Origin of the sequence: Pseudoalteromonas thalassia (assembly GCF_049257215.1) — a bacterium.
Classification (GTDB): domain Bacteria; phylum Pseudomonadota; class Gammaproteobacteria; order Enterobacterales; family Alteromonadaceae; genus Pseudoalteromonas; species Pseudoalteromonas lipolytica_C.
Window position 1 is genome coordinate 51,371 of sequence record NZ_JBMMUE010000001.1, and the last position, 18,791, is coordinate 70,161.

Annotated in this window: 16 protein-coding genes; 11 read left to right on the forward strand and 5 right to left on the reverse strand. The window is 41.8% G+C overall.

Features of this window, described 5'->3' with window-relative positions:
* Window positions 1-46 precede the first annotated feature (46 nt).
* Complete coding sequence (nqrM, locus tag AAEU31_RS00255; RefSeq protein WP_036966498.1) at window positions 47-259, forward strand: (Na+)-NQR maturation NqrM; 213 nt, start codon at window positions 47-49, stop codon at window positions 257-259.
* A gap of 117 nt (window positions 260-376) precedes the next feature.
* Here nqrM and AAEU31_RS00260 read toward each other — a convergent pair whose 3' ends face one another.
* Window positions 377-1,720, reverse strand: a complete 1,344-nt coding sequence (locus AAEU31_RS00260) for an alpha-L-fucosidase (RefSeq protein WP_421966111.1) — start codon at window positions 1,718-1,720, stop codon at window positions 377-379.
* Window positions 1,721-1,965: 245 nt separating this feature from the next.
* Here AAEU31_RS00260 and AAEU31_RS00265 point away from each other — a divergent pair, with 245 nt between their 5' ends.
* Complete coding sequence (locus AAEU31_RS00265) at window positions 1,966-2,943, forward strand: transposase (RefSeq protein WP_421966112.1); 978 nt, start codon at window positions 1,966-1,968, stop codon at window positions 2,941-2,943.
* A 214-nt stretch (window positions 2,944-3,157) separates the two neighbouring features.
* Here the strand turns inward: AAEU31_RS00265 and AAEU31_RS00270 are convergent, their stop codons facing one another.
* On the reverse strand, window positions 3,158-4,513 hold the full coding sequence (locus AAEU31_RS00270) for a M14 family zinc carboxypeptidase (protein WP_421966113.1): 1,356 nt from the start codon (window positions 4,511-4,513) through the stop codon (window positions 3,158-3,160).
* Window positions 4,514-4,928: 415 nt separating this feature from the next.
* Between AAEU31_RS00270 and AAEU31_RS00275 the strand changes: the two genes are divergently transcribed.
* From AAEU31_RS00275 to cyoE, 6 genes are all read left to right on the forward strand, one after another.
* The gene (locus AAEU31_RS00275; RefSeq protein ID WP_135923745.1) at window positions 4,929-5,348 is read left to right on the forward strand and encodes a hypothetical protein; all 420 of its coding nucleotides are present in this window, start codon (window positions 4,929-4,931) and stop codon (window positions 5,346-5,348) included.
* Between the two features lie 236 nt (window positions 5,349-5,584).
* Window positions 5,585-6,499, forward strand: a complete 915-nt coding sequence (gene cyoA / locus AAEU31_RS00280; RefSeq protein WP_421966114.1) for a ubiquinol oxidase subunit II — start codon at window positions 5,585-5,587, stop codon at window positions 6,497-6,499.
* 2 nt (window positions 6,500-6,501) lie between these two features.
* A complete protein-coding gene (gene cyoB / locus AAEU31_RS00285; RefSeq protein WP_054554289.1) occupies window positions 6,502-8,490 on the forward strand; it encodes a cytochrome o ubiquinol oxidase subunit I in 1,989 nt (662 codons plus the stop codon).
* Entirely contained in the window at window positions 8,487-9,122 is a 636-nt protein-coding gene (gene cyoC, locus AAEU31_RS00290; RefSeq protein WP_054554290.1) for a cytochrome o ubiquinol oxidase subunit III, read from the forward strand. The genes cyoB and cyoC overlap by 4 nt, the downstream gene beginning before the upstream one ends.
* On the forward strand, window positions 9,122-9,481 hold the full coding sequence (gene cyoD, locus AAEU31_RS00295; RefSeq protein WP_421966115.1) for a cytochrome o ubiquinol oxidase subunit IV: 360 nt from the start codon (window positions 9,122-9,124) through the stop codon (window positions 9,479-9,481). Before cyoC ends, cyoD begins: the two co-directional genes overlap by 1 nt.
* A gap of 142 nt (window positions 9,482-9,623) precedes the next feature.
* The gene (gene cyoE / locus AAEU31_RS00300) at window positions 9,624-10,508 is read left to right on the forward strand and encodes a heme o synthase (protein WP_054554292.1); all 885 of its coding nucleotides are present in this window, start codon (window positions 9,624-9,626) and stop codon (window positions 10,506-10,508) included.
* Window positions 10,509-10,588: 80 nt separating this feature from the next.
* Here cyoE and AAEU31_RS00305 read toward each other — a convergent pair whose 3' ends face one another.
* From AAEU31_RS00305 to ettA, 3 genes are all read right to left on the reverse strand, one after another.
* Window positions 10,589-11,497 carry a histone deacetylase family protein gene (locus AAEU31_RS00305; RefSeq protein WP_295511751.1) on the reverse strand — a complete coding sequence of 303 codons (909 nt, stop codon included), beginning with the start codon at window positions 11,495-11,497 and terminating at the stop codon, window positions 10,589-10,591.
* A 53-nt stretch (window positions 11,498-11,550) separates the two neighbouring features.
* Window positions 11,551-11,916, reverse strand: coding sequence for a PilZ domain-containing protein (locus AAEU31_RS00310; RefSeq protein WP_135923750.1), 366 nt, complete (start codon window positions 11,914-11,916; stop codon window positions 11,551-11,553).
* A gap of 138 nt (window positions 11,917-12,054) precedes the next feature.
* Complete coding sequence (gene ettA, locus AAEU31_RS00315; RefSeq protein WP_135923751.1) at window positions 12,055-13,728, reverse strand: energy-dependent translational throttle protein EttA; 1,674 nt, start codon at window positions 13,726-13,728, stop codon at window positions 12,055-12,057.
* 246 nt (window positions 13,729-13,974) lie between these two features.
* Here ettA and metA point away from each other — a divergent pair, with 246 nt between their 5' ends.
* From metA to metH, 3 genes are read left to right on the forward strand one after another with little or no spacing between them, the layout of a single operon-like run.
* On the forward strand, window positions 13,975-14,922 hold the full coding sequence (metA, locus tag AAEU31_RS00320) for a homoserine O-acetyltransferase MetA (RefSeq protein ID WP_135923752.1): 948 nt from the start codon (window positions 13,975-13,977) through the stop codon (window positions 14,920-14,922).
* Window positions 14,912-15,979: a homocysteine S-methyltransferase family protein gene (locus AAEU31_RS00325; protein WP_421966116.1), complete on the forward strand. Its 1,068-nt coding sequence runs from the start codon at window positions 14,912-14,914 to the stop codon at window positions 15,977-15,979. Before metA ends, AAEU31_RS00325 begins: the two co-directional genes overlap by 11 nt.
* Window positions 15,980-15,988: 9 nt before the next feature.
* On the forward strand, window positions 15,989-18,619 hold the full coding sequence (gene metH / locus AAEU31_RS00330) for a methionine synthase (RefSeq protein ID WP_421966117.1): 2,631 nt from the start codon (window positions 15,989-15,991) through the stop codon (window positions 18,617-18,619).
* The last annotated feature ends 172 nt before the right edge of the window (window positions 18,620-18,791 follow it).

Consider the following 18,791-nt stretch of genomic DNA (forward strand, 5'->3'; position numbering starts at 1 on the left):
CCAACAGGTTGGGCTTGATTTAATTGCTGACGATAGGGGCAAAGCAATGTCACTTTTTCTTCTTACATTTGGTCTACTTATTTTAATTGTGGCAGCGATGGCTGTCGGTATGATTGTGCAAAAGAAATCTATGGCCAGTAGTTGTGGCGGCCTAGGTGCTGTTGGTATCGACAAAGCCTGCGACTGCGACGACCCGTGTGATAAGCGCAAAAAGCGCATGGCAAAAGAACAAGCTTGGAAAGAGAATCAAATTCTTTAACCACAAAAAAGCGCCTTGAGGCGCTTTTTTAATGCCTAAATTTTACAAGGACAGTCACTGTTAAATATATTTTACTTAGACAATCATATTTGATTTTAAGCCTTAGCTCTTAAGAAGTTAATCATTTAACTTTAACTCGATGACTTGAACGTATTCTTCATTATCAAACTGCAAATCTTCTAAAGTAATTGCGCCCTCAAATTGTTTAAAGTTAACTGGTTTTGAAGTTCTTAAATTAGTTGCATACTTGATGGGAGTTGCAAGCTCAATGCTTAATCTATCTGCTTGCCAGTTAAGAATATGAATAAAAATACTCTTATTATTATGGGTACTAACTCCCCAGTTTTGCGGGGAAATAGGGCCGCCTCGAGTACCGTATATACTCTTACCGAACACCTTGAGCCACTGGCCGATTTCTGCAAAAGTTTTTAGGTTTTCTGGTTGGATCTTGCCGTTAGGCATAGGCCCAGTATTTAGTAAATAATTAGAGTTTCTTCCTGCGGCACTTACTAAGGTTTGTACGAGCTCTTTAGTTGTCTTGTAATTATCATCAGTTAAACTGAACCCCCAGCTACCGTTCATTGTTTGTGCCATTTCTAAAGGTAATTCACCTAATCGTTCTTGATTAGTAGGCAGCTGTTGTTCAAAGCCCTGATAATCCTCTCCCGGAACAGTAAATCTGTGATGGTTATTTACGATTAAGGTTGCTGGTTGTAATTCATGGATCATTTTATAAGTGCGTTGTAGTTGCCAGTTATCCCAATTGTTAGAGTCTTCCTGGTCCCACCAACCATCAAACCAAATACCACCAATGGGCCCATATTGAGTTAAAAGCTCTTTTAGTTGTGCATCTTGAAATTGCAGGTATTTTTCCCAGTCACCACTTTTTTCTCGCTTAGTGTAATGGCCTGTTCGGCCCCATGGGTAGTAATCTGGGTGATGCCAATCAAGCTGAGAGTAGTAAAAAAAAAGTTGTAAACCATGTTTATGAGCTGAATTAGCGAGCTCTTTTATAGGGTCTTTTTTATAAGGTGTACTATCGACTATATCAAAATTAGATACTTTACTATCGTACATAGCAAACCCATCATGATGCTTTGAAGTAATAACAATATACTTTGCTCCAGCATCTTTAAACGCCTTAACCCACTGTTCTGCATCGAAACCAGTTGGGTTAAAAAACTCAGCCAAACGCTGATACTTAGGGCCTGAAATACGTAAATCTTCCATGATCCACTCGGCTCCATAGGGGCTTCCTACACCGCCAAGCTGACTGTACAGTCCCCAGTGTAAAAAGATGCCAAACTTATTATCTTGAAAACGTTCTCGAGCTTTTAAATTTTCAGGGGCGGGGGTGTACGCTTGGGCTTTACTAGGATCAATTGCGAGACCAGTTCCAGCATACCCTACACTTGAAAATACAAGCAGTACTAATATCAGCAAGCAATTTAATTTATTCACTATATACCTCATAAACTAGGTTCTTTACTTAAAGGTAGCAGGAAATCATTTAGCGAAAAGTAAAGCAATTATGCATATTCGAAGGTTTTATATATGCAAAAGCATAGGATTACGACGTTAAAAGTAAAACTCATTTACACGGACAGTCACTTTTATCTATTAACTTATTCTTGCGGCAAAAAAGATTTTGTCTACACTTTAGTTACAGCTAATGCATTTCAAATTATCAGTTCAAGGAGTGGACGATGGCTTTAGCAAGGAAGCGGCAAATCTGTTTGTCGAATACTAAGTATTATCACTGTGTATCCCGTTGTGTTAGACGCGCCTTTCTATGCGGAGAAGATGCACTCACAGGTAAATCATATGAACACCGCCGAGGATGGGTCGAAGAGCGCCTGCTTGTTCTCGCAAAGGTATTTTGTATTGATGTGTGTGCTTATGCCGTTATGAGTAATCATACTCATGTAGTGCTTTATGTTGATGATAAAAAAGCAAGTAGGTTATCTGATAAGGCTATTCTTTTACGCTGGTATAAGCTCAGTAAAATGACGCCTTTAGGTCAAAAATTCCTTCATGGTGAGCCGTTAAGTGACGGGCAACAAGTCTTCTTAAATAGAGAGATTGCAGAATACAGAGCCCGCCTTTCAAGCATTAGTTGGTTCATGCGAATGCTTAATGAGTATATTGCCAGACGTGCAAATAAAGAAGATGAGTGTACAGGGCACTTTTGGGAAGGACGTTTTAAGAGCCAAGCATTACTTGATGAATCAGCGCTTTTAGCGTGCATGGCATATGTTGATTTAAACCCCGTTCGCGCAAAAGCTGCGAGCACCCCAGAGCAATCTGATTATACTAGTTTTAAAAAGCGATGCCAAAGCGTGAAGGAATCAAAGCAGCCTAAGCTACTTGCTCATTTTGTTGGTGGAATGAACAAGTATAAATCAAAGGGAATACCTTTTGAGTTAGAGTCATACCTGTTGCTTGTGGAGCAAACTGGGCGTTGTATTGGTACGGATAAGCCCGGATATATAAAACATCATTTACCTTCTATCCTTAAAAGGCTGAATTTCGAACCGAAAAACTGGTTAACGTTAACAACTCAGTTTGAAAACTTATTTCATGGAGCTGCAGGTCGAGTAGCTGCTATTGAAAATTATTGCAGTAAAACTGCTCGTAAGCGACGAAGTAACCTAGCAAATTGTAAGCTATTACTTGCTAGCTAATTTTTAATTTCAATCATTTGTAACTTTTTGCAAATTCTTGCAGCTAACTTGTGCTTTCCATTTTTACAAACCTAAGTCTTTCATCCTGATTTTTATTAATTAAATAAGTTAATAGGGTGGGCTGGCTAAGAAGCAAGTATTCTAGGTTAAAAAGCCCAAAGTATTTGAAGATTCAGCAGGCACTTTAAGAGTGCCTGTCTTTTTTAAAGTGTGCTTATTCTAAATTAATTAATTCAGCGCCTAAAACTGCGTACTTATTTATACCGTTAGCTTGTAACAAAAAAGCAGCAGGGGCATGGAGCGATGGTATTGATGTAAATACACTTTTGCAGGCATAAACAGGCCATTTTGATGAGTTTTCTAGTTTACCAATATCGCCAGAGAAACAACTATAGCCTTGTTTTAAAAGCTCTTTGTAATTACTTTTTGTAAGCGTTAACGATTTATTTAAGACAAAGCCTTTTCCTGCTTTAAAGCTTAGGCTGCTTGCATCTAAACTTGTGTAACCTTGGCGGATACTACTTATATCACCCAATTCTTTAATTATGGGTGACTGTCCTTTGTTATTGACTGCAATATCTATCTGGTAATCACCTAGCTCACTATTTACTGTTACATCGTCTATTAATAAGTCGACCCAATTGTCTTTAGCGTTAAATGGAATGGCCTGGTACTGGGCTATTTTCGCGTTTTTCCATGCTCCCGTAGTTAACGAATCGATTGCATTCTTATATAAAACACGGTTAACCTTGCGGGCTATTTGTCGGTTTGGATCGTTTGGGTAAGCGCCTGATTCAATTAATATAGTTCGGATCCCTTTTTCTGAAAAGGTATCGCCAAAACTGCGGAAAGAGTAACTGTCGTTGTACTTTCCTAAGTGCCCTGGGATCATTGTTTCAACCGATTTGGCTAAATGGGCAATAAACAGCATAGCCTCTCCACGACTTTTATTTACTTCTCTTGCTTCATTATAGGCGGGTGCTAGCACTGAAATAGTGGCTTGTTTACCCATTTTACCTGCACCGTAATATGCATTTTGATCATGTAAATTAAAGCCAAAGTCAGGTTTAAATTCATTTGCAACAGCCATGAGTATTTGCCCCTCTTTTGTGCGAAGAGCTTTAGCATCACGATTTAAATCAATACCTTGAGCATTATGACGAGTTTGCATTGCAGCGCCATCTGGATTAACCATGGGAATGATGAGAAGGGTTATTTTCTGCTGCCAGCTAGTAAGCCACTTTGCATTTTCATCGGCAGTTATAAAGCTTAAAAAGTCCATTAGTGCGGCAGTTGCTGTGTTTTCGTCGCCGTGCATTTGGCTCCACATCATCACTTTGATTGGGCCGTTGCCGATTTTAAGAGAATTAAGTGCCTGTCCTTGGAATGAGGTGCCGATTTGTTTTAGTGTGACGCTTGGGTGCTTTGCTGCGTTTTTTAAGTAAGGTTCTATATCGGCGTAGTAAATAGCAGGTTTGTTCAAGCCGCTCGCTACGGTGTCTTCAATTGTATTTGCGAGTGTACTGGTACTTAATGTTAAAAGGGCTGCGGCGAGTGCATGTTGACGCATAATTATCTCTTTTATTCTTTGTTTTGATGATTTGTAGAATATTATATTTAAACTGGTTTGGCTAATCCTTGTTCAGTATTAAAGCTTTGATTGCTACTGAGTAAGTGTGTGTTTAATCCTTGTTTATATGTCATTTTCTTTTTATTCATTGCTTTTTGCTATATAAAATACACTTTTAATTTTAACTACTTAGCTTTGATAAATGGCTTTTTTTACAGCTCATTAGCAATTAGCTAAACAACACTTAACCTTGTGCTGTTAATTTCTACTTGTACCGTCTGTTGACTTTGTTATACTCCACATCGAAATTTCAGTAATTACTGAAACTTTATTGATGAAGATCATGTTACCGCATTTAAAAATAGGGTAAGCCGCTTACCCAAAATGCAGTAAAAGCGATAAAAAGGCGTGAGTTTTGCGAGCAATTAGTCAGTCACAAGGTGTCAAACAGTCTAGCTTAGCTAGATTGCAATTGGCTGCGCGTGCGTTTTTTGCTGGTAAAGAGCTAATGTCAGTTTTAGCCTTGTTGCTGATTAATTCAGCCATGCTAATCAACGGCACAGTAGAAGATGCTCAAGGGCTAAGAAGCTTATTAAGCGAAGGTGCTTTATACGAAACACCGTTGCTTAATGTGTTGAGTTTTTTAGCTTACCCTGTGGTATCTTGCCAATTACTTATTGGTTTATGCTGGTTGGTCTTCCATTTCTTCCCTGCGCGTCGTGCAGGTGTCATTTTACGTAAAGCGGCCTTCGCTGCGCGTGAAACGATAAAGTCTTTAGTAGTACACAGCGCTCATGGCTGTCGTGCTCCTCCTCGTGTAAGTGGTTGTCTGTAAATAAGCTTTGTTGCTTAAGTTCAGCCATTTTAGTCGTTTTCTAAGTTGTCTTTACTAAGCACCTAGTGGGTTTTTTACGCCCAAATTTCAGTCAGCCAACCTAAACTCCCTCACTTTTTAGCGTGCCGATTTGTCGTGCTCGTTAGTCAGCCGAGGGATATCTGTAGCATCTGTTGCAGAAAAGCGTCGTGTTCTTATTTCGACAAGTGTTAACTTTTAGGTTGTAGGATATTCCTTTGTCAATTCGAAACCTTTGTAATATTGCTCTAGCGTCTTTAGTGCTGGCCTTGTCTGGCTGTAAAGGCGGGGTACTCGATCCAAAAGGTCAAATTGGTGTCGACGAGAAGTATTTAATTATCGTAGCTACGGTGTTAATGCTGATCGTTGTAATTCCAGTTATTGCCATGACAATTTATTTTGCATGGAAATACCGTGATGGACGAGATCAAGAAATTTATGCTCCAAAGTGGGCGCATTCTAATAAGATTGAAGCTGTAGTTTGGACCATACCTATCATTATCGTTACAATTTTAGGTGTGATCACATGGCAGTCAACGCAACAACTTGACCCATATAAACCACTTGAGGGTAAAGGTAAGCACCTTACTGTTGAGGTTGTATCTTTGAACTGGAAATGGTTATTCATTTATCCAGAGCAAGGCATCGCCACAGTTAATGAGCTTGTTTTTCCTGCCAATGTGCCAGTGCAGTACAAGATCACCTCAGAAAGCACCATGAACTCGTTTTTTATTCCACAGCTTGGTAGCCAAATTTATTCAATGGCAGGCATGGAAACAAAGCTTCACTTAATCGCTGATGAGCCAGGTATCTTCAAAGGTTTCTCTGCTAACTACAGTGGTGCAGGTTTCACAGGAATGAAGTTCGATGCCATTGCAACAGCAACTGAAGCTGATTTCGATGCTTGGGTAAACAAAGTAAAAAATACCGGCTCTGCACTGACTAAGCAAAGCTATGTTGAACTTGCAAAACCAAGTGAATACGACCCAGTTAAATACTATGCCAGCGTAGATAAAGATATGTTCCATTCAATCGTAATGAAATATATGCAAGCGCATGGCTCTCACGGTGCAATGCAACACGCTATGCCAGAGCACTCTGCTCATAAAAAGCACAGCGAGGACGAGGAATAATCATGTCGTTGTTAGGTAAATTAACATTAGACGCAATCCCGTTTCATGAACCAATTATCATGGTTACCATGACGGTTGTTGCTGTCTTAGGTCTGTTAGTGGCAGGCTTAGTAACAAAATATAAAAAGTGGGGCGTGATTTGGCACGACTGGATCACCTCAATTGACCATAAGCGTTTAGGTGTGATGTACATCATTCTTGCGCTTATCATGCTTTTCCGTGGTTTCGCGGATGCCATTATGATGCGACTTCAATTAGCAATGGCTACCGGCGGTGCTAGTGGTTACTTACCACCAGAGCACTATGATCAAATCTTTACGGCGCACGGGGTGATCATGATCATCTTTATGGCGATGCCGTTTATGATTGGTTTAATGAACATCATTTTACCGCTGCAAATTGGTGCCCGTGATGTTGCATTCCCATTCTTAAATAACCTTAGCTTTTGGTTAACTGCTGGCGGTGCAATCCTAATCAATATCTCATTATTCTTCGGTGAGTTTGCTAAAACAGGTTGGGTTGCGTATCCACCGTTGTCAGAGTTGTCATTCAGTCCGGGTGTCGGGGTCGACTATTATATATGGGCCTTGCAGATATCCGGCTTGGGTACCTTATTAACATCGGTAAACTTCTTAGCGACTGTATTTAAAATGCGTGCACCAGGCATGACATTAATGAAAATGCCTATTTTTACTTGGGCATGTACGTGGGCGAATATCTTAATTGCAGCATCGTTCCCTATTTTAACTGCTGTACTGGCAATGCTAACGCTTGATCGTTATCTCGATTTCCACTTCTTCACGAATGAATTAGGTGGTAATGCGATGATGTACATCAACTTATTCTGGGCATGGGGTCACCCTGAAGTTTACATTCTGATCTTACCTGCATTTGGTATTTTCTCAGAAGTAATCTCAACGTTTGCTGGTAAACGTCTGTTTGGTTATAAGTCGATGGTTTATGCAAGCGGTGCAATTTCGATTTTAGGTTTTATCGTTTGGCTTCATCATTTCTTTACTATGGGCTCTAGTGCTAACGTTAATGCGTTCTTTGGTGTTATGACCATGGTTATCGCGGTACCGACCGGGGTTAAGTTGTTTAACTGGTTATTCACTATGTATCGTGGTCGTTTACGTATTACTGTGCCTGTCCTTTGGACTTTAGGCTTTATGGTGACGTTCACTATCGGTGGTATGACCGGCGTGTTACTTGCTATTCCTGGTGCTGACTACGTATTACACAACAGCTTATTCTTAATCGCTCACTTCCATAACACTATTATTGGTGGTGCGGTATTTGGTTATTTAGCTGGTTTTGCGTTTTGGTTCCCTAAAGCAATGGGCTTCAAACTTGACGAGAGCTGGGGCAGAAGATCTTTCTGGTGTTGGTTAATTGGTTTCTTTGTGGCATTCATGCCGTTATACGTACTTGGTTTCTTAGGTATGACACGTCGCTTAAACCACACTAACAACCCTGATTGGAACATTTGGTTATACATTGCAGCTGGCGGTGCGGTAATCATTATGTTCGGTATCTTGTTCCAAGTTGTGCAACTTGTAGTGAGCTTCAAAAACCGCGAGCAACTTGATGATACAACAGGTGATCCGTGGAATGGTCATACTCTTGAGTGGGCATCTGCTTCACCTCCGCAATACTATAACTTTGCGAAAATCCCACATGTTGATGACATCGATGCGTGGACAGACATGAAAGAAAAAGGCTTAGCTTACAAGCAAGAAGCTTCTTATAGCCCAATTCATATGCCAAAAAATACATCGGCAGGTGTATTAATGAGCGCAGCTTTAACAACCTTCTGTTTTGCCATGATCTGGCACATTTGGTGGCTTGCGGCCTTTGGTTTACTGGGTGCTATCGTGGTGTTCATCAAACGTTGTTACACCAGCGATGTTGATTACTACGTGCAACCAGATGAAATTGTTGAACTAGAAACGGCTCACAATACAGCCGCTACGAAGGAGGTGAATGCATGAGTAGCATTTCTGCAGGACTCGACACCTTAAACGGCGCACACGGTCATGTCGATGCACATGACCATGAGCACCACGATACAGGTGGTAACACCGTATTTGGTTTCTGGCTTTACCTTATGACTGACTGCCTGTTGTTTGCATCATTCTTTGCAACTTATGCAGTATTGTTCATGAATACCGCTGGCGGTGTGTCGGGTAAAGACATTTTTGAACTTGATTTTGTTGCGGTTGAAACCGCAGCACTACTACTCAGTAGTATCACTTTTGGTTTTGCGATGATTTCTGCTCACGGGCAGAAAAAGGCGGCTACCCTAACTTGGTTGCTGGTTACCTTTGCCTTTGGTGCTGTGTTTATTGGTATGGAAGTATATGAATTCCATCACCTAATTGCGCACGGTAATGGCCCTCAACAAAGTGCCTTTTTAACATCGTTTTTCTCTTTGGTGGGCTTACACGGTCTTCACGTTACAGCAGGTCTTATTTGGATGACTGTCCTGATGATTGAAGTTGTGCGCCGTGGTTTAAACCCACAAACAGTGACACGCCTAAGTTGTTTAAGCCTATTCTGGCACTTCTTAGATGTGGTGTGGATCTGTGTATTTACCGTTGTTTATTTAATGGGAGCAATGTAATGAGTCACAGTGAATCACATGTAATTAATAACTTAGAAGTTCATGCACATAATGAGCAATCACATGGCAGCGTTAAAGATTATTTAATTGGTTTTGTATTGTCAGTGGTTTTAACGGCTATTCCATTTTGGGCTGTGATGAGTGGTTCGTTTTCTAAAACGACCACTGTATGGTGCATCGTGAGCATGGCGATTGTGCAAATTTGGGTGCATTTGAAATATTTCTTACACCTAAACTTCAAAACAGAAGACGGCAAGGCAAGTTCATTGTCGTTTATCTTTAGTGCTTTAATCATCGTGATGGTGGTTGGTTTGTCGGTGTGGATCATCTACGAATCGAACGCCATGATGATGTACTGATAACAATTACTTTGTAATTGGTAAAAAGATTTACGAAAGGAGCTGGTTAGTTTGAGGTTGTGTCTCCAGTTCTTACAGTCTGTTACTAGCTAGTTTCTTTCGTAATATTGCGTTTGTGCTGAAAATTAGAGGAGTCGAGGAAGTGTTTCGACGTTATTTAAATGTCACTAAACCTGGCATTATCATGGGCAATTTGATCTCTGTCGCGGGGGGATTCTTGCTAGCCTCTCGCGGTGATATTGACCCGTGGTTAATGATCGCAACCTTGCTAGGGTTATCTTTAGTAGTAGCATCAGGATGCGCGATCAATAACGTGATTGATCGTGATATTGATGTTGCTATGGCGCGCACTCGCAAACGCGTCACAGTAACTGGCGAAATGTCAGCAAAGGCGGCTATGGCACATGGCATCGTGCTTGGTGTTATTGGTTTCGGTTTATTAGCAGTGTATACCAACGTAGTGGCACTCTTATTTGCTACTTTTGGTTACGTCATTTACGTCGGTGTGTACAGCTTATATATGAAACGTCGTTCTGTGTACGGCACCTTTGTCGGAAGTTTATCTGGCGCAGTACCACCTGTAGTGGGGTATTGTGCCGTAACTGGGCAGTTTGATGCTGGTGCTGTGATTTTATTGGTCATGTTTAGTCTATGGCAAATGCCTCATTCATATGCAATTGCAATCTTTCGTTATAACGACTACCAAGCGGCCAGAATTCCTGTGTTACCAGTAGCGCAGGGGATCGAGAAGGCAAAGCATCACATTGTTTTATATATCGCCGTGTATGCGTTGGTTGTGATGTTATTAACCATTAGTGGTTATACAGGTTTAGCCTTTATGGCTGTAGCTTGTACAACGAGTTTTTGGTGGTTGCTAATGGCGCTTCGTGGCTATCGTCGCAATATTGATGTTAGCGGCTGGGCGCGCCAAGTGTTTGCTTTTTCAATTGTAAATATCACGGTTTTGAGCATTGCTATGGCTTTAGATTACCATTCGGTAGCTCCACAGCTACTTGTTTTAACTTAGAAAAAAGTTGCTAACATATCCCAATGTTACAGTAGCAAAGGCCCGGTTTTTTCTCCCCGGGCCTTTTTTCATTGCTGATATTAAAAACGAGCAGCTTGCTCAACTACAATGCCATGACGAGCAGCTAAGCGACGATGGTCTTTATCATAGCCACCACCAATTACGGTTGCGACAGGTACATTGCTCTCAAGGCAACGCTTGAGGACTAAATGGTCGCGTTGCGCTATCCCTTGCCAGCTTATATCAAGTTTTCCTAAGCCATCTTGCTGCCATACATCAACACCGGCATCATAAAGCACTAAATCTGGGTTTAGGGTGTTTAATAAATAACTCAGAGTATCGTCAACAACGCCTAAGTATTCACTATCAGCGACATTCGGTGCTAAACCAATATCTAAATCGCTGGCCGATTTTCGAAACGGAAAGTTCTTCTCACAGTGAATAGAGCAGGTATAAGCATAAGGTTGATGTGCGAGCATTGCTGCGGTGCCATCACCTTGATGAACGTCTAAGTCAAAAATAAGTATATTGGTCACTTCACCACTTTTTATTAGGGTTTCACTGGTGAACGCGAGATCGTTTACCATGCAATAACCTGAGCCAAAATCAGTATGAGCATGATGAGTGCCACCGGCTAAGTGACAAGCGATGCCATGTTTCAGCGCTAAGCGTGCTGTTTGTAAGGTGCCAAGTGGGGCGGTAAAGGTACGTGCCATTAACTCTTTTGACCAAGGTAAGCCTATGCGGCGCATCGCTTTTTCATCTAAACGATTATGCCAAAGGTCGTGGATGTAGTTTTCACAATGTACTAACTCAAGGGGCTCAGGCGTGCCAAGCATCGGCTGAGTTAGGTTGTCATTTATTAATCCAAGGTTTTGCACATGCTCATATAAATAAGCAAACTTACTCATTACAAAGCGGTGGTTTGGATCGAAGCTAAACGAATAATTAGGATGATAAACCAAAGGTAAATGGGGATTTAACTGCATAGCTCATTGAATAGCTGAATTTGCTACAGCATAGCGAATTTCTGAGCAGATGTTTACTCTGGAGCGTGAATTAAATGCGCTAGTTCTCGATGCAATAGTGCTTCATCACCTAGGTTTAGCTCAATGAGTCGCTTAAGGTGGCTAATACTATCTATATCAATATGTTCGCAGCGAAGCCCAGCATGCTGATGTTCAACATGACACAGTTCAACTTGCATTTTTATCTCAATACTTGATTCGGGTAGGGTGAAAATTAAATCGGCTTTAGAATGGATAGGTATTAAAAATGAATCACTTTTAGTGATAAGTGCACCTTGTAATGATAAATCAAGTAACTGACAGTGATAGTCGTTACCTTCTATATGAAGGACAGCTGGGCAAGAAAATAGCACCCTAGAAAACTCTCTGCGTTCATTCATGTCTTTATTCTCCATACTTTTTAGCCTAAACAGTATAGTTCAATATGAAATGAATGAGAGAAAACAGCTGATAATTACTGATGAAAGTTAATAGTTATAGAAAAGCCCCTAAACTGGGGCTTTTATAATATCAGCTAATTAGCCAATTTTTTTGTATTTGATACGCTTAGGTTGTGCCGCTTCGGCGCCTAAGGTTTTCTTCAACCACTCTTCGTATTCTGTGTAGTTACCATCGAAGAAGTTAATTTGGCCTTCGTCACGGTAATCAAGAATATGTGTAGCAATACGGTCAAGGAACCAACGGTCATGCGAGATACACATTACACAGCCAGGGAACTCTAAAATAGCGTTCTCAAGTGCACGTAGTGTTTCAACGTCTAGGTCATTGGTTGGCTCATCCAGAAGTAATACGTTACCACCAGCTTTTAACAGCTTAGCTAGGTGTAAACGGTTGCGCTCACCACCTGATAGGTCTTTAACGAATTTTTGTTGGTCGTTACCTTTGAAGTTAAAGCGGCCAACATAGGCACGGCTTGGGAATTCAAAGTTACCAATTTTCAATACGTCTTGGCCGTTTGAGATTTCTTGGAAAACAGTGTTGCTCTCGTCCATGTTGCCACGGAACTGATCAACAGTTGCAAGCTCTACTGTTTCACCAACAATGATCTCACCGCTATCAGGCTTTTCTTCACCGCTTAGCATTTTGAATAGCGTTGATTTACCTGCACCATTGGCACCGATAATACCTACGATAGCGCCTTTAGGCATTGCAAAGTTTAAGTCATCGATTAATACGCGGTCGCCAAAGCTCTTCTTCAGGCCTTTCACTTCGATAACTTGGTCACCTAAGCGTGGACCCGGTGGAATGAATAGCTCATTCGTTTCGTTACGTTTTTGGTAATCGTTTTGTTGAAGCTCTGAGAACTGTGCCATACGTGCTTTAGACTTAGCTTGACGGCCTTTCGGGTTTGAACGAACCCATTCAAGTTCTTGTGCGATTGATTTTTGACGTGCTTTTTCAGATTTCTGTTCTTGTTGTAAACGTAAATCTTTTTGCTCAAGCCACGATGAATAGTTACCTTCCCAAGGAATACCTTCACCACGGTCAAGCTCTAAAATCCAACCTGCTACGTTATCTAAGAAGTAACGGTCGTGGGTTACAGCAACCACAGTACCTTCGTAGTCGTGTAAGAAGCGCTCTAACCAAGCAACTGACTCAGCGTCTAAGTGGTTAGTCGGTTCGTCAAGAATAAGCATATCTGGTTTTTCAAGTAGTAAACGGCAGATCGCAACTCGGCGACGCTCACCACCCGAAAGGTGTTCAATTTTTGCATCCCAAGGTGGTAGGCGTAATGCATCAGCTGCACGCTCTAACACGTTATCAATATTGTGACCATCGTGTGCTTGGATGATAGCTTCAAGCTCACCTTGCTCTTTAGCAAGTGCATCGAAGTCTGCACCGTCCATTGCATACTCGTTGTATACTTCATCTAGGCGATTTAATGCATTTTTAACTTCGCTTACCGCTTCTTCTACTGTTTCGCGAACTGTTTTGTTCTCGTCTAGCTGCGGTTCTTGCGGTAAGTAACCGATTTTAGTGCCTGGTTGAGGGCGAGCTTCACCTTCAAAGTCTTGGTCAACACCGGCCATAATGCGCAGTAACGTTGATTTACCTGCACCGTTTAGACCTAGCACACCAATTTTTGCGCCTGGGAAAAAGTGTAAAGAAATATCTTTTAAGATAGTGCGCTTAGGTGGCACAACCTTAGATACTCGACTCATCGAGAATATAAACTTGTCTGGTAACACCATGAAAGAAGCCTTCAATTTATAATAAAAATTAACAGCAAGTATTGTATACCCAAACTACCTCAAAATACAGAATTCAGCGTTTATGATAGGCTTAATATCAAGGTGTTATTTACTTAAAGAGTCATACATTTTAATTAATGACCACTCAGAAATATCACTTCATTTGGACATCTAAACATCTAGAGGTTGAAATTTCTAACTATCCGTTCATAATTAGCACTCTAATATGTATGCTCGGAGCCCGCTATGCCCATTACAGTAAAAGATGAATTGCCAGCTATTGCAAAGTTACGTCAGGAAAACGTGTTTGTAATGCCAAAAAGCCGTGCGAAAACGCAAGAGATTCGCCCAATGCGTTTGGCCATCTTAAACTTAATGCCAAACAAAGTAGAAACCGAGGTGCAGTTTATTCGCTTACTAGCTAACTCACCGCTGCAAGTTAATGTTGAGCTGTTGCGCTTAGATACCCACCGCAGCAGTAGTAACTCTGAGCAGCACTTAGATACGTTTTATCGTTATTTTTCTGAGGTAAAAGACAATAACTACGATGCTATGATCATCACAGGTGCGCCGCTTGCACATTTAGAGTATGACGATGTTGTCTATTGGGATGAACTTAAAGTGATTTTAGACTGGGCTGAGCAGCATGTTACCTCTACGCTGTTTTCGTGTTGGGCGGCCCATGCAGGGCTTTATCACCACTATGGCCTTAAGCGTGAACTTAAACCAAATAAGTTAAGTGGTGTATTTACCCACAAAAGCTATTTTGACCACGCAGCACTCACCCGTGGCTTTGATGATACCTTTTTAGTGCCACACTCTCGCTATGGTCATATTGATATTGATAAGATCACTGCCTGTGATGATTTGGTGGTGTTAGCTGGTTCTGAGCGAGTTGGTGCCTATTTAATTAAGAATAAGTCTGGCAGCCAAGTGTATATTACAGGTCATCCAGAGTACGATGCGCATACCTTAAAAGAAGAGTACCTGCGTGATAGCGAGAAGTCTGCAGACGCACCTAAACCAGAAAATTATTTCCCAGATGATAACCCTGATAACGAACCATCGAAAACATGGCAAAGTCATGCCTTTTTATTGTTTTCGAATTGGTTAAACTATTATGTGTACCAAACTACACCGTATGATATTAACTTAGTTAGCCAAGACGTAAGGACTAACAACTATGCCGAATAATGCAGTGAATAAACGCGAACAATTGACCGAGGCGCTGAAACAGCGAATTTTAATCCTCGATGGCGCGATGGGCACCATGATCCAAGAACATAAATTAGAAGAGCAAGACTATCGCGGTGAGCGCTTTAAAGACTGGCATGTACTTATTAAAGGCAATAATGACTTATTAAGCCTGACTCAGCCAAAGATCATTGCTGATATTCACCGTGCTTACTTAGAAGCCGGTGCCGATATCATCGAAACCAACACCTTTAATGCCACGACTATTTCGATGGAAGATTACGATATGGCGAGTCTTAGTCGCGAAATCAACCTCGAGTCAGCGAAACTTGCGCGCGGCGTGTGTGATGAGTTTGAAGCAAAAGAGCCAAGTAAACCGCGTTATGTAGCGGGTGTGCTTGGGCCAACGTCAAAAACCTGCTCTATTTCACCAGATGTAAATGACCCAGGTTATCGCAATATCAATTTTGATAAGCTGGTGGCTGCGTATGTTGAGTCGACACTGGCACTGATGGAAGGTGGCGCAGACCTTATTTTGATTGAAACCATCTTTGATACGCTTAATGCAAAAGCCGCTTCGTTTGCCGTAGAAGAAGCTTTCGAGCAAGCTGGTCGTAGTTTGCCTGTGATGATCTCAGGCACCATTACCGATGCCTCTGGTCGTACTTTATCAGGACAAACCACCGAAGCATTTTATAACTCTATTCGCCATATTAAACCGCTCTCAATTGGCCTCAACTGTGCCCTTGGCCCAGACTTACTGCGCCAGTATGTTGAAGAGCTATCGCGCGTTTGTGAAACCTTTACCTCGGTGCATCCAAATGCAGGTTTACCGAATGAGTTTGGTGAATATGATTTAGAAGCCCCTGAAATGGCTAAAGAAATTATCGATTGGGGCAAATCTGGCTTTATTAATATTGTAGGTGGTTGTTGTGGCACCACACCGGCTCATATTAAGGCGTTTGCGAAAGGCCTGAGTGGTGTTAAGCCTCGCCAACTGCCAGAGCTTGAAGTGCGTATGCGCTTATCGGGCCTTGAAGCGTGCAACTTAAACTAGGAAACCGACATGACTGACCAAATTGCTGTATTTACTAACGTCGGTGAGCGCACCAATGTAACTGGCTCGGCTAAGTTTAAGCGCTTGATCATGGAAGAAGATTACGAGACCGCTCTCGATGTTGCCCGTGAACAAGTAGAAAATGGCGCGCAAGTGATTGATATCAACATGGATGAAGCCATGTTGGACTCAAAAGCGGCGATGGTAAAGTTTTTAAACTTAATTGCCTCAGAGCCTGATATCTCAAAAGTACCTATCATGGTCGACTCATCGAAATGGGATGTGATTGAAGCAGGCTTAAAGTGTATTCAAGGCAAAGCCATTGTTAACTCAATTTCACTTAAAGAAGGTGAAGAGCCATTCATCCGCCAAGCTAAGCTAATTAAGCGCTTTGGCGCTGCTGCGGTTGTAATGGCGTTTGATGAAAAAGGGCAAGCTGAAACTGCTGATCGTAAGTTCGAGATTTGTCAGCGAAGCTACAAAATACTCGTTGATGATATTGGCTTTCCACCAGAAGACATTATTTTTGACCCGAACATTTTTGCTGTCGCAACGGGCATTGAAGAGCACGATAACTACGCTGTTGAGTTTATCGAAGGTACACGTCGAATCAAGCAAGGCTTACCGCATTGTAAAGTGTCGGGTGGTGTATCGAATGTGTCGTTCTCGTTCCGCGGCAACAACCCAGTGCGTGAAGCTATTCACTCAGTGTTTTTATACCACGCGATTAAAGCGGGTATGGATATGGGCATTGTAAATGCTGGTCAATTAGCGGTTTACGACGATATCCCCGAAGAGCTGCGAAAAGCTGTAGAAGATGTGATCCTCAATACCGACCCAGGTGCTGGTGAGCGACTTGTTGAACTTGCACCAAAATACTCAGGTATGGCGCAAGCAGAGAAAGTAGAAGATTTAGAGTGGCGTACTTGGCCTGTTGAAAAGCGCCTTGAACATGCGTTAGTAAAAGGAATTACCGAGTATATTGACGAAGATACTGAAGAGTGCCGCAAGAGCAAAGCTAAGCCTATCGAAGTGATCGAAGGCCCGCTGATGGACGGCATGAACGTAGTAGGCGACTTATTCGGTGCAGGTAAAATGTTCTTACCTCAGGTTGTTAAATCTGCTCGTGTAATGAAGCGTGCCGTTGCCTATCTTGATCCTTTCATTGAAGCAGAAAAAGAAGAGGGCGCAACCAACGGTAAAGTGGTTATGGCAACCGTTAAGGGCGACGTACACGACATTGGTAAAAATATCGTAGGCGTTGTACTGCAGTGTAATAACTACGAGGTTATCGACCTTGGTGTGATGGTGCCGGCAGAGAAAATCTTGCAAACAGCCATTGACGAAAAAGCCGACATTATTGGATTATCAGGGCTGATTACCCCATCGCTTGATGAAATGGTGCATGTTGCGAAAGAAATGACCCGTCGTGGTTTTGAATTACCGCTTTTGATTGGTGGTGCAACAACGTCAAAAGCGCATACCGCGGTTAAAATTGAACCTCAGTATGATAAAGGTGTGGTTTACGTAAATAACGCCAGCCGTGCTGTGGGTGTGGTTTCTAATTTATTGTCGAAAGAGTTAAAGCCAGCATTTTTAGAGAAAACCAAGACTGAGTATGAAAAAGTACGTGAACAACAAGCACGTAAAAAGCCGCGCTCAAAACCCGTTACTTTACAGCGTGCTCGCGACAACGCTGTAAAACTTGATTGGGACAACTACACACCACCTGTGCCGAAAAAGCTAGGTGTCACAGAGTTTAAAGATGTTTCGATTGCGACGTTAAGACAGTACATCGACTGGACACCTTATTTCATGACGTGGTCAATTGCAGGTAAGTACCCACGTATTCTTGAAGATGAAATAGTCGGCGAACAAGCTAAAAGCTTATTTGCTGATGCCAATGCAATGCTTGATGAACTTGAGCAATCAGGTGCGCTACAACCTCTTGGTGTTATTGGTTTATTCCCAGCAAACCGAGTAGGGGATGACATTGAGATTTACACCGATGAGTCGCGTACAACGCTTTTAACTACATCGTGTCATTTACGTCAGCAAACTGAAAAAAACGATTTTGCTAACTACTGCTTAGCCGATTATATCGCGCCAAAAGGCACCCCAGATTACTTTGGTGCTTTTGCGGTAACTGGTGGTCTTGAAGAGGATGACCTTGCCGATGCCTTCGATGCCAAGCAAGATGACTACAATAAGATCATGGTTAAAGCCGTTGCTGACCGTTTAGCAGAAGCGTTTGCTGAATATTTGCATGAACAAGTGCGTAAAGAATATTGGGGCTATGCGGTAGATGAAAATCTATCGAATGATGAACTTATTCGTGAAAACTACCAAGGTATTCGCCCAGCGCCAGGTTATCCTGCTTGTCCTGAGCATACCGAGAAGAAGAAAATCTGGCAGTTACTTGATACCGAACAGCGTATTGGCATGAAACTAACAAGTTCATATGCAATGTGGCCGGGTGCTGCAGTTTCTGGTTGGTATTTCTCTCACCCTGGATCTAAGTACTACGCAGTGGCGCAAATTCAAAAAGATCAGGTTGAAGATTACGCTAAGCGTACCAACATGACACTTGCTGAAGCTGAGCGTTGGTTGTCGCCTAATTTGGGCTATGAGCCAGAATAATAACCTTTAGTTATTAGCTTTTGTTTAAATTAAAAACGAGCCTCAAATGGCTCGTTTTTTTATGCCCATTTTTTTCATACTTTTTTCTTTTTAATTGCTTTAGTACTGGCAAATTCCTTCTAATTTAGATATTTGTGTTAAAGTTATTGAGGTTGAGCAAGGAATCTAAGGT

Bases quoted from the DNA above. Each gene is read 5' to 3' on its own strand.
- nqrM (WP_036966498.1), top strand. From the start codon at position 47: ATGTCACTTTTTCTTCTTACATTTGGTCTACTTATTTTAATTGTGGCA.
- AAEU31_RS00265 (WP_421966112.1), top strand. From the start codon at position 1,966: ATGGCTTTAGCAAGGAAGCGGCAAATCTGTTTGTCGAATACTAAGTAT.
- AAEU31_RS00270 (WP_421966113.1), bottom strand. From the start codon at position 4,513: ATGCGTCAACATGCACTCGCCGCAGCCCTTTTAACATTAAGTACCAGT.
- cyoB (WP_054554289.1), top strand. From the start codon at position 6,502: ATGTCGTTGTTAGGTAAATTAACATTAGACGCAATCCCGTTTCATGAA.
- cyoC (WP_054554290.1), top strand. From the start codon at position 8,487: ATGAGTAGCATTTCTGCAGGACTCGACACCTTAAACGGCGCACACGGT.
- cyoD (WP_421966115.1), top strand. From the start codon at position 9,122: ATGAGTCACAGTGAATCACATGTAATTAATAACTTAGAAGTTCATGCA.
- AAEU31_RS00305 (WP_295511751.1), bottom strand. From the start codon at position 11,497: ATGCAGTTAAATCCCCATTTACCTTTGGTTTATCATCCTAATTATTCG.
- AAEU31_RS00310 (WP_135923750.1), bottom strand. From the start codon at position 11,916: ATGAATGAACGCAGAGAGTTTTCTAGGGTGCTATTTTCTTGCCCAGCT.
- ettA (WP_135923751.1), bottom strand. From the start codon at position 13,728: ATGGTGTTACCAGACAAGTTTATATTCTCGATGAGTCGAGTATCTAAG.
- metA (WP_135923752.1), top strand. From the start codon at position 13,975: ATGCCCATTACAGTAAAAGATGAATTGCCAGCTATTGCAAAGTTACGT.
- AAEU31_RS00325 (WP_421966116.1), top strand. From the start codon at position 14,912: ATGCCGAATAATGCAGTGAATAAACGCGAACAATTGACCGAGGCGCTG.
- metH (WP_421966117.1), top strand. From the start codon at position 15,989: ATGACTGACCAAATTGCTGTATTTACTAACGTCGGTGAGCGCACCAAT.